We start from the raw sequence: 14,126 nt of genomic DNA on the forward strand, positions 1-14,126 counted from the left end.
CTAACCTCTCCCGTGAAATAACGGGCGAGCGATCAGACAACCGGCAAAGTAATTTAGGTCGGCCCGGTGAAAAAACTCAACGACCTATTCGCGAACGAAATGATCGGCGACCAGTACAGCCCGAACACTATCGTCGCGCTGGCCAGCACTCCCATCAGCCCGTAATTCCATGCCTCGAACCGCACCGTACCCTCGTCGCCCCGCGGTTGCTCGAGGAACATCATCCGAATCGGCTTCAAGTAGTAATACAAAGACACTACTGAATTGAGTATTCCAACAATAGCCAGTATGTAGAACTGACCCTTGATCACAGCCGCAAACAAATAGAACTTTCCGATGAACCCAACGGTCAGTGGAATCCCTGTCAGTGAGAAAAGGAATATAGTCAGTGCGACCGCTGGAACGATCCCGCCGCGCCACGCCAGCCCGCGGTATGCTTCCACGTCCTCGCGCCCAGTCGAGTTCGCCACGATCATCACCACCAGGAACGCGCCCGCGTCCATTACATAGTAGGCAAACAGGTAGAACAGCATCGCGCGAATGCCGTCGTTCGACAGCACCACGAATCCCATCAGCGCGTATCCCGCCTGCGCGATACTCGAGTACGCCAGCAGCCGCTTCATGTTGGTCTGCTGCAGCGCCGCAAGGTTGCCGAGCGTCATGGTGATTATGCAAACGAACAGCAACAACTGCGGCCAATCGACGCCCGCCAGCGCCGTCCAGCTCCCGCCCGCCGCCAGATGCGAAATGGCAGGAAAGAAAAACCGCGTTAGCAGCGCAAAGCCCGCCGCCTTCGATCCGATCGCCAGGAAAGTCGTGATCGGAATCGGCGCACCGGTGTAAACGTCGGGCGCCCACATGTGAAACGGCACCGACGCCACCTTGTAGCCCATCCCGGTCAGGATCAGCACCAGCGCGATAAACACCGCCAGCACCGGCAGATGCGCCGGCGTCGAGAGCGCCCTGTTGATCACGCTGAAGTCGAGCGATCCCGTGATTCCGAAAATCCAGCTCATCCCGTAAATCATCGTGCCCGACGCGACGCCTCCGTAAATCAAATATTTCAGCGCGGCTTCGAGCGAGCGCCGGTTATGCCGCAAGAAACCTGTCAGGATGTACGAGGTCAGGCTGACGAACTCGAGCGCCAGGTATGCCATCAGCAGGTTCGCCGACTCCGCCATCAGGAACATCGCGAACGTGCTCGCGAGCAAAATCGCGTAGTACTCGCCCTGGTCGCAGCCTCTCACTTCCTCCGAACCAATCGACATCCAGATAGCCACGACCGCGGCCAGCGCGATCAGCGCGCGGAAATAAATCGCAAACGAATCGAATACCAGCATCCGATGAAACAGCCATGCGCCCGACGACGCCGGCTCCAGGCCGATCGCTACCAATGACCCCGCAGCCGCTATCAGAGCCAACGCGCCGAGTCGCGACTTGTCGCTCACCGCCAGGTCGATGATCACAATGGCCAGAATTCCGGCCACCAGGATCATCTCCGGGATGAAATGTCTAAGGCTCGCGAGATTTCCGAGATCCATCTAACTCCCGCCGGCCCTCAGTGAAGCATCGCGACGGCCGCGCCCGAAGTCGAGAGCACAACCTGGTTGAGATGAACCAGCGAGGTATTGAGCAGGCCGAGAATCGCGTGTGGATAAACGCCGAGTATCAGCACGATGATCCCGAGCGGTACCAGCGTGAACGCCTCGCGAAACGATAGATCGGGGAAGTCCTTGTACTTCTCATTCAGGGGCCCAAGATAGATTCGCTGGAACGTCCACAGCAGATAGCCCGCGGTCAGTATCGCGGTCGCCGCACCGAACGCGACCATCAGCGGATGCGTCTGCCACGCGCCGAGCAGCACCAGCACTTCTGAAATAAATGCGGACATCCCCGGCAATCCCATTCCCGCGAAAAACGCGAAGCCCGTTACCGCCGTGTATATCGGCATCTGCTGCGCGAGGCCGCCGAAGCCGTTAATCTCGCGATGGTGCGCGCGATCGTAAATTACGCCGACCAGGATAAAGAGCATCGCCGTGATCGTCCCGTGATTGAACATCTGCAGCACGGCGCCGTTGATTCCCGCCGCTGTAAACGCCGCCAGCCCGAGCATCACGTAACCCATGTGGCTAATCGACGAATATGCAATCAGCTTCTTATAGTCAGTCTGCGCCATCGCGCACATCGCGCCATACACTATATTGATAGTGCCGATCACGCCGAGGAACAGCCACGCAAGCTGGTAGCTGGCGGCAGGCAGTACCGCGAAATTGACGCGCAGAATTCCGTAAGTGCCCATTTTCAGCAGCACGCCCGCCAGAATCACCGAGATCGCCGTTGGCGCTTCAACGTGCGCGTCCGGCAGCCAGGTATGGAATGGGAACGCCGGTATCTTGATTGCGAACCCGATAAACAGCGCGATCCATACTATTCGCTGAAATCCAATTGAGTAATGACTCGAATTCGCCGCCAGCTCAGTCAAATCAAACGTCGGAGTCGCGCTGTAGTAGTACAGGCCGAGCATCGCCAGCAGGATGAGTACCGAACCGAGTAGTGTGTACAGGAAGAATTTGATGGCTGCGTACTCGCGCCGCGGACCGCCCCAGATACCGATGAGAAAGTACATCGGCAGCAGCATCACTTCCCAGAAAATATAGAACAGGAAGAAATCCAGCGACACGAACACGCCCATCATGCCCGTATCGAGCATCAGCAGCATGGCGTAGTAGCCCTTCTCCGCGCGATTGATGCCGAAGCTCGCAAACACCGAGATGAACATGATGAGCGCCGTCAGCAGGATCATCGAAATGCTAATCCCGTCCGCGCCGATGAAGTAGCTAATGTGGTACGATGGCATCCACGACGTCTTCTCGGCGAACTGCACCGCGCTGGTCGTCGTGTCGAAGTTCTCATAAAGGTAAATCGCGATCAGGAGCTGCGGTATCGTCGCCGCCACCGCGATCCACTTCGATGCGTTCTTCATCGAGTCGGGCAGCGCGAGAATCAGCAGCATCCCGGCGATCGGAATAAAGGTTATCAGCGTAAGCGCGTGATTCATTTCAGTTTCGCTCTTCCAGTTTGCCTTGATATCGCGTCATGCGCGTGCGACCGCGCGCGCCAGCAGTATCAGCATCACCGCGGCCAGAATTCCATACAGGTATCCGTTGATTGATCCGGTCTGCAGCCGCCGCAGCCTGCCGCCGACGTTGTAGGTCATGTTCGAGGCGAAGTTCACCAGCCAATCGACTACGTAATGGTCGAATAGTCCCGACAGCCACGACAGGAATACTATTACGCGTGCCGCGAGATTAACTACTCCGTCGATAATGTTCGAGTCGAACCATGCCAGCGCCCGCGTCGCGAATAGGTAGGGCTGTATCACCACTCGATCGTAAAATTCATCGACGTAGTATTTGTTGTATACCCATTCGTAAGGTATTCCGTCGAACATCTGGCTAAAGCGCGCGGGATCTATTTTCTGCTGCCGATACATCAGATCCGCCACTAGCCATCCGATTACCACCATCGTGAAAGTGATAAATCCGAATGCAGCTTCGGTCGCGTGACTATGTATTCCCGCTTCGGTTATCCGGCGCGTAACCTCAGAGCTGAATACAGGATCGAGAAAGGTCTCGAACGGTTTGAACGTCGCAATGAACTCCGGAATCTTCACGAGGCCGCCGACTACCGACAGCCCGCCCAGCACGACCAGCACGTACGCCATCGACGGCGGCGATTCGTGCAAGTGATGCTCCTGTTCGTGTGTCCCTCGGAATTCGCCGAAGAACGTCATGTACACCTGGCGGAACATGTAGAAGACCGTGATCCCCGCGCCGATCAGCAGCAGCGCCCACACCACAGTGTGCCCGTGCGAAAACGCCTGCCAGATGATCTCGTCCTTCGACATGAATCCCGCGAACGGCGGCACGCCCGAAATCGCCAGCGTCGCCGCCATGAACGTGACGAACGTGATCGGCATCTTGTGCCGCAGCCCGCCCATCTTGCGCATGTCCTGCTCGCCGCCCATCGCGTGAATCACCGAGCCCGATCCCAGGAACAGGCACGCTTTGAAGAACGCATGCGTCATCAGATGGAACACGCCGGCCGCGTATGCGCCGACACCAACCGCCGCGAACATGTATCCGAGCTGGCTCACGGTCGAGTACGCGAGCACCTTCTTGATGTCGGTTTGCGCGACGCCGATCGTCGCCGCGAACAGCGCGGTCAGCCCGCCCACCAGCGCGATCACGCCCATCGTGAACGGCGACATCGAAAATAAGAAGTTGAGCCGCGCCACCATGTACACGCCCGCCGTCACCATCGTCGCCGCATGAATCAGCGCGCTCACGGGAGTCGGACCCGCCATCGCGTCCGGTAGCCACACGTACAGCGGAATCTGCGCTGACTTTCCCGTCGCGCCAATGAACATCAGCAGCGTGACGAAGCCCACCAGTTGATGCCCCGATAGAAACCCCGCGAAACCGATCGGGACGCCCGCCAGCAGCGGCGCGTACTGCGCGACCTCGCGCGTCACCAGGGTAGGATGCCCAAGCGCCTGCAGCCCCGCGAACAAACTGTAGAGCGCGATCACGAACGCCAGGTCGCCGATGCGGTTCACGATGAACGCTTTGTTGCCGGCGGTCGTGTTCGCCTGCACCTTGTACCAGAACCCGATCAGCGCGAACGAGCACAGCCCGACGCCTTCCCAGCCAACGAACATCAGCCACAGGTTGTCGCCCAACACCAGCACCAGCATCGCGAACGTGAACAGGTTAAGCCATCCGAAAAATCGCCAGTACCCGTCGTCGTCATGCATGTAGCCGATCGAATAAATGTGGATGAGCCCGCCGACGCCGGTAACTATCAGCGTCATGATCATAGACAACGGATCGAGCCAGAACGCGATGTCGAGATTCAGTCCGCCGACGTCGAACCACTTCCACAAGTCGTCGAGCATGAAGCGGTTTTCCGGCGGCAGCGCGAGCATCGCGAGAAACGCGCGGGCCCCGAGGATGAACGCCGCGATCACGACGCCGCATCCAACCAGGCTGATCGCATGCTTGCCGAATGTCTTCTGCAGCCACGCGCCGGCAAGAAAATTGATCGCGGCCCCGATCAGCGGCAACACCACGATCAATCGGATGAACGTAACCGGAATCGGATGATCCATCGCTCAGCTATCCACGAAGCGTCTCAGTCGCATCGACGTCGATCGTCTTGAAGTTCTGATAAATCGCCAGTACCACGGCCAATCCGATGACCGCCTCGGCGGCCGCCAGCATGATTACGAAGATCGCAAAAATCTGCCCGTCGTACTTGCCGCCGCCGTAAAACGCGAACGCCAGGTAATTGATATTGGCGGAGTTGAGGATCAGCTCGACGCCCATCAGGATTCCGATCGCGTTGCGCCGCGTCAGAACCGTGAACAGCCCGAGCGAAAATACGATCAGGCTCAGAACCAGGAAGTGGTTCAGCGTTATTCCCCCGCCCATCCCGATAATCCCGCTCCCCTAATCCCGCGCTTCGTGGCGCGAAATGACTATCGCGCCGATAAGAGCCGCCAGCAGCACCAGGGATGCGACTTCGAACGGCAACACGTATTCACCCAAGAACGCGTTTCCGATCGCGTAGGTCGTCGGCGCAGGCGTGACTGCTGCCACCTGATGCCATTGCGTCCGCGCAATTGCGTACAACATCACCAGCCCGGCGATACCCACTGTGAAGATTGCCGGTCCCGTCCCGACCGCGCGATTCGATACCGTGACGTCCCCGATTCCCGCGGTCAGCATCACCGCGAAGATAGTCAGTACCAATATTCCGCCGACGTAAACGAGTAGCTGCACCATCGCGACGAAGTCAGCCGCGAGCAAAATGTAAATACCCACTACGCCCATGAACGCGCCGAGCAGCGCGAAAGTCGAATAAACTATGTTGCGCGAGAACGCTACTAACATCGCCGACCCCACCGTCAACGCGGCCAGCGCATAGAATATTACCTGTGCGAGCATCGATTTGCCCTTCCCCGGTTCGCGTGAGCCGCGCGCGCTACGCCGGCTCTTCTTCGGCGGGCTTCTCGCCGCCAGGTTGCGCCCATTGATCGAGGTAGGTCATGCCGCGATTCAGGATCGGCGCGATTCTCGAGTCCGTCTCCGGCCCCTTCTTCGGCTTGTACGCCATCACCGGATCCTTGACGAAGCGCCGAATCAGGCTCTCCAGCGAATAGTCAGCGCCCTCGAATTCCGTCGTATGATGGATCGATCCGGTCGGGCACAGCTCGCTGCAAAGCCCGCAATACATGCACTTTGCGATGTCGATATCGAATTGCGACAGCAGCAACTGCCGCGTCTGCGGATCCTTCTCGGCGACGATCACGATGCAATCGATCGGACACGCACGCTCGCACGCGAGGCACCCTGTGCAGATTTCGAGATCGACTTCCAGTATCCCGCGGTAACGGAACGGCAAGGTATCCTGTACGCGCACCGGCATCCGGTCCGGATATTGCACTGTGTACGGCTTGCGCATGAAGTGCGACGCCGTCACCGCCATGCCCTCGAATATACTCGTGACAGCGTCCTTAATGTTTCCTACGTATTCCGAAACCGCGCTCATCAATAGCCTCTATATAGTCGGATTGAAGTAAACTTCCATCCGCGAACGCCGGAGATAGTATATAACCCGCTGAGTAAACACCGCCGCCAGCGCGAGCGCGCCTGCGAACATGATATACCCCATCGCCGCGTTGCCGTCGGGCCAAATGGCTACCCACACTGCGGTTCCGATCATATTCACAAATGAAATCGGCACGAAGTATTTCCAGCAAAGTGTCATTAGCTGATCGATACGCACTCGCGGCAGCGTCGCGCGTATCCACATCGACACGAAAACAAGAAATAGTACTTTGACGTTGAACGTGATCACCTGAAGTATATTCATGACGACCACACTTTTCGTCACATGCGGGAACTGCCAGCCGCCGAGGAACAGCGTCGCGATGATCGCGCCGATGATGAACAGGTTTCCCCATTCCGCCATGAAGAAGAACAGGTAGCGCATCCCGCTATACTCAGTCGCGAAACCCGCCACCAGTTCCGACTCGGCTTCGGGCAAATCGAACGGTGTCCGGTTACCCTCGGCCAGCGCGGATATATAGAGGATGTTGGCCGCGACGAACGTGAACGGATTCGCGAACAAAAACCAATGCTGCGGTGCCCAGCCCTGCGCGCGGATGATACCCTGCATCGATAGTGTGCCCGTCATCAGCACGACCGGGAAAATCGACAGCCCCGCCGGTATTTCGTAACTGACTATTTGCGCCGCCGATCGAATTCCTCCGATCAGCGACCACTTGTCATTCGACGCCCATCCCGCCATCAGCACGCCGACCACCGTGAGAGCAGTCACCGACGTCATATAGAGGATGCCCACGTTGAGGTCCGCCAGTATCAGCGACGACGAGAACGGCATCACCGCCCACGGCAACGTGAACGCCAGCATCACCAGATATGGCGCCATCTTGAACAATGGAGCGTCGGATTCGTCGGGAATGATGTCTTCCTTGCAGACGTGTTTCACGCCGTCCGCCAGCCATTGCAGGAAACCCTGCGGCCCGACGCGGTTTGGACCCACCCGCGACTGGATTCGCGCCCACACCCGCCGCTCGGCCCAGCTCACGATTCCCGCAAACGGAAACGCGACGCCCAGGAACACCACCGCGCTCATCACGAACACGACGATCGTTGCGACCATGTCCGGCGACGCGTTCTTGCCGAACGCGCCCGACGCGATCAGATGCTGTACCAGCGTCTCCATCGAGGATTAGCGATCGATCTCCGGCGCGATCACGTCCAGACTCGCTATCAGCGTGACCAGGTCCGCGATCATCAAACCCGCACTCAGCTTCTGTATGATCCCCATCGCCGCGAACGACCCCGTGCGGACGTGCACCCGCCAGGGATACCCGGTGCCGTCGCTCACGACGTACCATCCCATGTCGCCGCGTCCGCTCTCGAGCCGAATCTGGCATTCGCCCTTCGGCGGCTTGAAATTGCGCGCGACCTTCGCGAGCACTGGCCCGCCGGGAATCTTCTGCAGTGCCTGGCGCAAGATCTTCGACGACTCAGCCATCTCGCGAATCCGCACGACGTAGCGATCCATCGAGTCGCCGAGCTTGCCCCAATGCCCGTCGCCAACCGGCACGTCGAACTCGAACTCGGGATACACCGAATATGGGATGTCCTTGCGGATGTCCCACTTGATTCCGCACGCCCGCAGATTCGGCCCGACTAGGTTGTAGTTGATCGCTTCCACGGGCGTGATCACCCCGACGTTCGCGAGCCGCTCGACGTAGATTTTGTTCCACGAGATGAGCGCGTTGTATTCCTCGAGGATCGGGTCGAAATGATCGAGGTACGCAAGCGCCTTCTCGCGCCATCCGGGCGGCAGGTCCCATGCCACGCCGCCGATTCGCATGTAGTTGAACGTGAGCCGCGCGCCGCACAGCTCTTCGATCAAGTCGTTGATCATCTCGCGCTCGCGAATCGCATGCGTGAACGGCGTCACCGCGCCGATATCCATCGCCATCGCGCCGACCGACAGCAGATGCGACGCGATTCGATTAAACTCCGCCGCGATCACGCGACAGTATTCGCCGCGATGCGGCACTTCGATTCCGGCGAGCTTCTCGCACGCCATGCCCCAACCCTGGTTGGTGAACATCGCGCATACGTAATCGACGCGATCGGTGTACGGCATGAAGCCGTGGTAGCCGACCTTCTCCGCAATCTTTTCGATCGAACGATGCAAGTAGCCGACGTCCGGGATTGCCTCGCGCATCACCTCGCCGTCGGCGCGCACCACGAAGCGCAGCACGCCGTGGGTTGACGGATGCTGCGGGCCCATGTTGAGCGTCATTTCTTCGGTGTGCAGCGTGCTCATTTCTTTTTCGTGTCGAGCCGGATTATCGGGCTCTCCCTGACTGTTGAGATTCCGTGGTACTCGGCCGGCTCGACGAAATCCTTGCGCAGCGGATGACCGATCCAGTCCTCCGGCATCAGGATTCGCCGCATGTCGCTATGCCCTTCGAAGTTCACGCCCATCAGGTCGAATATTTCGCGTTCCATCCAGTTCGCCGACTTCCACACGCCCTCGAGCGTCGCCACGCTCGGGTTCTCGCGCGGCAGCTTCACCTTCAACACCGCGCCGTGCCGATGCTTGTACGAAAACAGGTGGTACACCACCTCGACCCGGTCCTTGTAATCGACGCCGCTCTCGTTGGACAGGCAGTCCATCGCGAGCTCGGGATCCTCGTTCATGAAGCGCCCGACCTCGACGATCGCCTTCGGGTCAATCACCGCAAACGGATCCGGCTTCTTATCGGAGATTTCCAGCACGCGGTCGCCGAACTTGTTCTTGACCCGTTCGAGTATTTGAAGCGACTCCATCTACTCAGGCAGCCGCGACCTGCTTGCCATTGCCGTTGGGCGAGCGCACCAGCCAGCGCTCGGTCATTATCTTTTCTTGCAATTTGAGCAGGCCTTCGGTCAGCGCCTCGGGCCGCGGCGGACAGCCGGGAACGTACACGTCGACCGGCAGGATTTTATCGACCCCGTCGCAAACCGAGTAGGCGAGCTGGAACAGTCCGCCGCAGCTCGCGCACGAACCCATCGAGATGACGTACTTCGGGTCGGGCATCTGATCGTAAAGCAACCGCGTCCTGAGCGCCATTTTCAGCGTCAGCGTGCCCGCTACGATCATCAGATCCGACTGGCGTGCCGACGCGCGCGGCGTCGCGCCGAAACGATCGATGTCCGCGCGCGGGCCGCCCGTATGCATCAACTCGATAGCGCAGCAAGCCAGGCCGAACAGCATGTACCAAATGCTCGATTTGCGCATCCAGTTCAGCAGCTCGTCCGTCTTGGTGGTCAAAATGTAATCGGGGAGCGTGTTCAACAAGGGCATAAGACAAACCTCAATCTTCGACCGGCACCTTCTTAATCCATTCCAGGTCGTGCTTGACCCAAACGTAAACCAGGCCGACGAACAGGATCAGCAGAAAAATTAGAATCTCGCTGAGCGCGTACAGGCGGCGTCCCGAGCGCACCCAGTCCAGGTAAACCGCCGCAATCGGATAAACGAACGCGACTTCGACCTCGAACACCACGAAAATCAGCGCGATCAGGTAAAAGCGGACGTTGAAATTGATCCATGCGCGGCCGGTTGGTGGCTCGCCGCATTCGTACGGAATCAGCTTTCGATCATACGGATTTTGCGGCGCCAGCAGCTTCTGCAGGCCGAACATCAGCGCCACGAAACCGATCCCGATGATCGTAAGGGCCAGCGGCACGCCAAAATTGAGATACATGTGATGTTACCGAGTCCTCATTAGTTGGACTGGACTAACCTGTCAAGAAGGATCGCTTCACCGGTGGCCGCTTTCGCTTAAGCAGGACTTAATTCAAATTGACGCGATATCAACCTAGTTGCGCTCCTTGAGCGCCGCCTTCAATGCAGCCGCATCGAGCCACGCGCCATGCCCGCTCGGGCACGCATGCATCGAGACTCCGTGCTCGGTTTTCGCCACGAGGAACTGCTTGCAATGCGGACAGGCGGTCTGGTGCAAGCGCTTGCGCATCTTCTCGATCAGCTCGTCGTCATGCTGCCGCGCCCACTGATCTTCGCGCGCCTTCTCGGCGTCATGCAGCTTGCTGCCCAACCGGTCTTTCTCGTCCGCCATAGTCCCGCCTCAGGTCATCTCCTTGATCAGCTTGCCGCTGCGTGCTTTTTCGACCGTCGCCTCGAACTTCGAGCCGAGGTCGACGCCCATTTCCTTGGCCCGCTTCTTCGCCCACAATCCGACGTTGCGCGAGTCGCGATAGAACGAATCGTCGCGCGGTTTCGACGCGTCGAAGCTCGCCAGGCGCGACGCCTCGCTCTCGACCACCGCGAACGACGACATCACGCGCCGGAGCCGCGCCGATTTGCATTGCGGACAGCCTAAGCGCTCTCTGCGCCGCGATGAACCCATCGCCACGTGCGAGCTGACCAGCCCGCACCGCGCGCATTCGTACTCGAAAATCGGCATCGGAACTAAAGAATATCCTGCCGTGACACCGCCCGCAAATCAGGCTAATGATGCGTGGCTTCGGAAGGATTTTTGTCAGCGTCAGGCTTGGGCGTCGAGACGGGACGCCAGCTTTCGCGGATGTCGAGCACTGGGCCCGCCAACGGGTTGCCAACCAGCAGCAGCAGCCCAACCGCGCCGACAGCAAGCCCGCATCCCAACCACCAAATCGAGCGGTATTCGACCCCAAGCCCGAGCATCGCGAGCGCCCAGATCGGAATGATGAGCGAGACGACGAAGCGCATCAGCGCGCTCATCGCATGCTCAGCCTGTTCAGCGCGGTCAGCCATCGCCTTCTATCTAGCGGCTTCGGGCAAAATTTCAAATAGCGCCGGCGGTCCGCCGCCACCGATCAAATTGGACTGCGCGATGAGCTTGAGCCGCGACCTATACTCAGGCGTCATAGCGTCTATCTCGCGCGGCGTCGCAATCAGATAGGCGCATCGAGGATTGCTGAGATCGGGAACCGCGGCGCCGTAGTAGTATGACAGCTCGTAATTTATGCCGCTCGGAACGCACAACTGATCGCCTTTAACGCGATCGGCAACGATCGGCGTGAAACTCTTGAGGCTACGCATATTGGCAACGCCGGTGCGCAGCGTCCCCGTCCAAAGCAGACTCCCGGCAACCGCGAAAACACAAAACGCGACGCCGCTTACAATCGCGCTTCGCCGTACGAGGGCGAACAACGCGATGGCGACTGCGAGCAACCATTCCAGGACGGAAAAGACAACTCCTCTCGCCATCGTTTTGGCGTGGAGACGGATCACTGAGTAGTAAGCAGCGTCGCTCGATTGGAGATTTAGATGCCGCCCGAGGCCCGGATAGAGAGGGAAAAAAAGAAACCCCAATACCGGGCTCAGAACGAATGCCGCGACGACTACGTCGCGCAACTTTGCCGCTGCGCCGCGCACGTTCAGTCGGAACACTGACCCGCACAGGATCGCGATTCCCGGGATCGCGGGCAGGATGTAGTCGTCGCGTTTCACGCTTGCGATCGAGAAAAACAGCAGCACTGCGAGCGACATGCTGACCTGGTAGAGCACTGCGCGCCGCTTCTCCGTCGAAATCTCACCGGTGTAGAAGGCTAGTGCGGCCGGCACGATCAGAAGCGTCATCGGGAAAGCGCCGCCGAGCAATCGCGCGGCGATAAAGTAGAAGGGCCGATAACTTTCGCCCGTGCCGCCGAGCTTGGCCGGCATGAAATGCCCGAAGTTCTCGGCGAAGATGATCCTCACTATCTTGTGTCCGCCGACGAGCGCCGCCGGCACGTACCAGATCGCGCCGATCGCGACCGCGATCGCGACCACCTGCCACGGCCATCGCTCGCCCAGCAGCGCGATTGGATTGCGCCGCTCGATCAACAGGTAGATTGACGCGGCCAGCGCGCAGAGCACAATCGCGACCGGGCCCTTGGTCAAAACCCCAAGACCGAGCACTACGCCCAGAAATATTTTTCTCCGTGCAGAACCGGGTGATGCGTCCGTCGGCGCCTCGAGGAGCGGATAAATCGCCGAGTACGTGGCGAACAGCATGAACGTCAGCAGCATGTCGGTCAGCGCTTCGGTCGCGCGCGATGCGAATCCGTAAGTGCCGAGCATCAGCAGAAACGCGAGCCATCCTTCGGATGCGCCGACGTTGGCTGCCGTCCACGCGAGCACTGCGGTCGCAAGCGCGGTCCCTGCCACGACAGACGCTGCGCGCGCGCGAACCTCGTCGACGATGCCGCCGGTGGATTTCGCGACCAGCGCTGAGAGCCAGTAGAACAGCGGCGGCTTGCGATCGGTGTAACCGTAAGCGTCGGCAGGTATCAGCCAGTGACCGTCGCGCACGATGCTCTGAATCCACTCGGCCGACTGGGGCTCCGCGTCTTTCTGAAACGGCGCGCTGATTCCCTGTACCAGAATGACGAACGCAAACATCGCGGCGAACGCGAGTGTCGCGGGTTGTATTACGGCGCGACCTGGGGGCGCGGGAGTTTCGGGATGCTCGATAGTCACGGATGGCGGGCCGTCGCGATCGGCGCGAGCCACAGATGCTGCAGGCCGCCGGCGGGATCGTATCTCGCCACCTGCATCGAAGTGGCGTTGTGCGCGTAGCCGATTCGGCCGCGCCGGTCGACGATTATCACCCCGGCCTCCGCTCCCGTCGCGTCGATCATTTCGAGGATCGCCTCGCGCGCAACGGCTTGCGGCGAGCCGTCGCCTAACGCCAGTACAGCCTCGCGGCACAGCGCCGTCAGGATGATCGCCTCGCCCTGTCCCGTCGCCGACGCGGCGCCGAATGCGTGCGCGAAAGTGCCCGCTCCTATCAGCGCGGAATCTCCCACGCGTCCGAAAAGTTTGCCGGGCACGCCGCCAGTAGAGGTCGCAGCCGCGATCCCGCCGTGCACATCGACGGCGACCGCCCCGACCGTGCCGTGCCCCATCGCGGCGCGCGCGGCGGCTTCGGCCCCGAGTATCCCAGCCTGCTGCTTTCGCGCGCGCCATCGTTCGCGCGCGCGTTCGGTGACCATTTCCTCGGGCCGCTCGAGCCGGATGCCGACCTTGCGCGCGAAATTTTCTGCGCCTGCTCCCGCCATCAGGATGTGCGGCGAATGTTCCATGACGGCGCGCGCGAGCATGATTGGATTTCGCACACGGCTGACCGCGGCTACCGCACCGGCAGAAACGGTGTAGTCGGATTCGTCTGAACGAACGCGTTTGCCTCGTGCAGATGGTCCTGGTGCGACAGGCTCGGCGAACATCACCGATGCGTCCATCTCGACGTTGCCCTCGGAGTTGAGCAACGAGCCGTAGCCGGCATTGAAGAGCGGATGATCTTCGAGGGCGGCGACCGTCGCGACCACCGCTTCGAGTGCGCTGCCATTGGCGCGCAGAATACCCGCGCCTTGGCGCATCGCCGCCATCATCCCGCGCCGGCGCTCCGGGCGCTCGACGCCGGGGCCGGCATTACCGGCGCCGCCGTGCGCGACGAGCGCGGGACGATTGCGCGCGCGAGCCAT

16 protein-coding genes are annotated in these 14,126 nt (G+C 60.0%); all 16 read right to left on the bottom strand.

Annotated elements, in window-relative coordinates:
• Positions 1-53: 53 nt before the first annotated feature.
• Positions 54-1,541, bottom strand: coding sequence for an NADH-quinone oxidoreductase subunit N (locus tag VJX68_RS11975; protein ID WP_324095929.1), 1,488 nt, complete (start codon positions 1,539-1,541; stop codon positions 54-56).
• Between the two features lie 17 nt (positions 1,542-1,558).
• Complete coding sequence (locus VJX68_RS11980; protein ID WP_324095930.1) at positions 1,559-3,058, bottom strand: complex I subunit 4 family protein; 1,500 nt, start codon at positions 3,056-3,058, stop codon at positions 1,559-1,561.
• A 36-nt stretch (positions 3,059-3,094) separates the two neighbouring features.
• Positions 3,095-5,170, bottom strand: a complete 2,076-nt coding sequence (gene nuoL / locus VJX68_RS11985) for an NADH-quinone oxidoreductase subunit L (RefSeq protein ID WP_324095931.1) — start codon at positions 5,168-5,170, stop codon at positions 3,095-3,097.
• A gap of 7 nt (positions 5,171-5,177) precedes the next feature.
• Positions 5,178-5,492, bottom strand: a complete 315-nt coding sequence (nuoK, locus tag VJX68_RS11990) for an NADH-quinone oxidoreductase subunit NuoK (RefSeq protein ID WP_324095932.1) — start codon at positions 5,490-5,492, stop codon at positions 5,178-5,180.
• Between the two features lie 18 nt (positions 5,493-5,510).
• A complete protein-coding gene (locus tag VJX68_RS11995) occupies positions 5,511-6,008 on the bottom strand; it encodes an NADH-quinone oxidoreductase subunit J family protein (RefSeq protein ID WP_324095933.1) in 498 nt (165 codons plus the stop codon).
• 37 nt (positions 6,009-6,045) lie between these two features.
• Positions 6,046-6,612 (bottom strand): 4Fe-4S binding protein, encoded by a 567-nt coding sequence (locus VJX68_RS12000; protein WP_324095934.1) that lies wholly within the window; start codon positions 6,610-6,612, stop codon positions 6,046-6,048.
• A gap of 9 nt (positions 6,613-6,621) precedes the next feature.
• Positions 6,622-7,812 carry an NADH-quinone oxidoreductase subunit NuoH gene (gene nuoH, locus VJX68_RS12005; protein ID WP_324095935.1) on the bottom strand — a complete coding sequence of 397 codons (1,191 nt, stop codon included), beginning with the start codon at positions 7,810-7,812 and terminating at the stop codon, positions 6,622-6,624.
• 6 nt (positions 7,813-7,818) lie between these two features.
• Positions 7,819-8,937, bottom strand: coding sequence for an NADH-quinone oxidoreductase subunit D (locus VJX68_RS12010; protein WP_324095936.1), 1,119 nt, complete (start codon positions 8,935-8,937; stop codon positions 7,819-7,821).
• Positions 8,934-9,443, bottom strand: a complete 510-nt coding sequence (locus VJX68_RS12015) for an NADH-quinone oxidoreductase subunit C (protein ID WP_324095937.1) — start codon at positions 9,441-9,443, stop codon at positions 8,934-8,936. The genes VJX68_RS12010 and VJX68_RS12015 overlap by 4 nt, the downstream gene beginning before the upstream one ends.
• Before the next feature lie 4 nt (positions 9,444-9,447).
• Positions 9,448-9,960: an NADH-quinone oxidoreductase subunit B gene (locus tag VJX68_RS12020; protein WP_324095938.1), complete on the bottom strand. Its 513-nt coding sequence runs from the start codon at positions 9,958-9,960 to the stop codon at positions 9,448-9,450.
• Positions 9,961-9,970: 10 nt separating this feature from the next.
• The gene (locus VJX68_RS12025) at positions 9,971-10,363 is read right to left on the bottom strand and encodes an NADH-quinone oxidoreductase subunit A (protein WP_324095939.1); all 393 of its coding nucleotides are present in this window, start codon (positions 10,361-10,363) and stop codon (positions 9,971-9,973) included.
• 114 nt (positions 10,364-10,477) lie between these two features.
• On the bottom strand, positions 10,478-10,735 hold the full coding sequence (locus VJX68_RS12030) for a zf-TFIIB domain-containing protein (protein WP_324095940.1): 258 nt from the start codon (positions 10,733-10,735) through the stop codon (positions 10,478-10,480).
• A gap of 9 nt (positions 10,736-10,744) precedes the next feature.
• On the bottom strand, positions 10,745-11,083 hold the full coding sequence (locus tag VJX68_RS12035; RefSeq protein ID WP_324095941.1) for an FmdB family zinc ribbon protein: 339 nt from the start codon (positions 11,081-11,083) through the stop codon (positions 10,745-10,747).
• Positions 11,084-11,127: 44 nt separating this feature from the next.
• Positions 11,128-11,412 carry a hypothetical protein gene (locus tag VJX68_RS12040; RefSeq protein ID WP_324095942.1) on the bottom strand — a complete coding sequence of 95 codons (285 nt, stop codon included), beginning with the start codon at positions 11,410-11,412 and terminating at the stop codon, positions 11,128-11,130.
• Positions 11,413-11,418: 6 nt separating this feature from the next.
• Positions 11,419-13,155, bottom strand: a complete 1,737-nt coding sequence (locus VJX68_RS12045; RefSeq protein ID WP_324095943.1) for an ArnT family glycosyltransferase — start codon at positions 13,153-13,155, stop codon at positions 11,419-11,421.
• Positions 13,119-14,126, bottom strand: a complete 1,008-nt coding sequence (locus VJX68_RS12050; RefSeq protein WP_324095944.1) for an isoaspartyl peptidase/L-asparaginase family protein — start codon at positions 14,124-14,126, stop codon at positions 13,119-13,121. The genes VJX68_RS12045 and VJX68_RS12050 overlap by 37 nt, the downstream gene beginning before the upstream one ends.

This window comes from Binatus sp. (SeqCode) (assembly GCF_035272065.1).
In the GTDB taxonomy this organism is placed as follows: Bacteria; Desulfobacterota; Binatia; order Binatales; family Binataceae; genus Binatus.

Excerpts from the sequence above, each read along its gene's own strand:
- VJX68_RS12010 (WP_324095936.1), bottom strand. The coding sequence starts at position 8,937 with ATGAGCACGCTGCACACCGAAGAAATGACGCTCAACATGGGCCCGCAG.
- VJX68_RS11975 (WP_324095929.1), bottom strand. The coding sequence starts at position 1,541 with ATGGATCTCGGAAATCTCGCGAGCCTTAGACATTTCATCCCGGAGATG.
- VJX68_RS12000 (WP_324095934.1), bottom strand. The coding sequence starts at position 6,612 with ATGAGCGCGGTTTCGGAATACGTAGGAAACATTAAGGACGCTGTCACG.
- nuoL (WP_324095931.1), bottom strand. The coding sequence starts at position 5,170 with ATGGATCATCCGATTCCGGTTACGTTCATCCGATTGATCGTGGTGTTG.
- VJX68_RS12035 (WP_324095941.1), bottom strand. The coding sequence starts at position 11,083 with ATGCCGATTTTCGAGTACGAATGCGCGCGGTGCGGGCTGGTCAGCTCG.
- VJX68_RS11980 (WP_324095930.1), bottom strand. The coding sequence starts at position 3,058 with ATGAATCACGCGCTTACGCTGATAACCTTTATTCCGATCGCCGGGATG.
- nuoH (WP_324095935.1), bottom strand. The coding sequence starts at position 7,812 with ATGGAGACGCTGGTACAGCATCTGATCGCGTCGGGCGCGTTCGGCAAG.
- nuoK (WP_324095932.1), bottom strand. The coding sequence starts at position 5,492 with ATGGGCGGGGGAATAACGCTGAACCACTTCCTGGTTCTGAGCCTGATC.
- VJX68_RS12040 (WP_324095942.1), bottom strand. The coding sequence starts at position 11,412 with ATGGCTGACCGCGCTGAACAGGCTGAGCATGCGATGAGCGCGCTGATG.
- VJX68_RS12020 (WP_324095938.1), bottom strand. The coding sequence starts at position 9,960 with ATGCCCTTGTTGAACACGCTCCCCGATTACATTTTGACCACCAAGACG.
- VJX68_RS12050 (WP_324095944.1), bottom strand. The coding sequence starts at position 14,126 with ATGGCTCGCGCGCGCAATCGTCCCGCGCTCGTCGCGCACGGCGGCGCC.
- VJX68_RS12030 (WP_324095940.1), bottom strand. The coding sequence starts at position 10,735 with ATGGCGGACGAGAAAGACCGGTTGGGCAGCAAGCTGCATGACGCCGAG.
- VJX68_RS11995 (WP_324095933.1), bottom strand. The coding sequence starts at position 6,008 with ATGCTCGCACAGGTAATATTCTATGCGCTGGCCGCGTTGACGGTGGGG.
- VJX68_RS12025 (WP_324095939.1), bottom strand. The coding sequence starts at position 10,363 with ATGTATCTCAATTTTGGCGTGCCGCTGGCCCTTACGATCATCGGGATC.
- VJX68_RS12015 (WP_324095937.1), bottom strand. The coding sequence starts at position 9,443 with ATGGAGTCGCTTCAAATACTCGAACGGGTCAAGAACAAGTTCGGCGAC.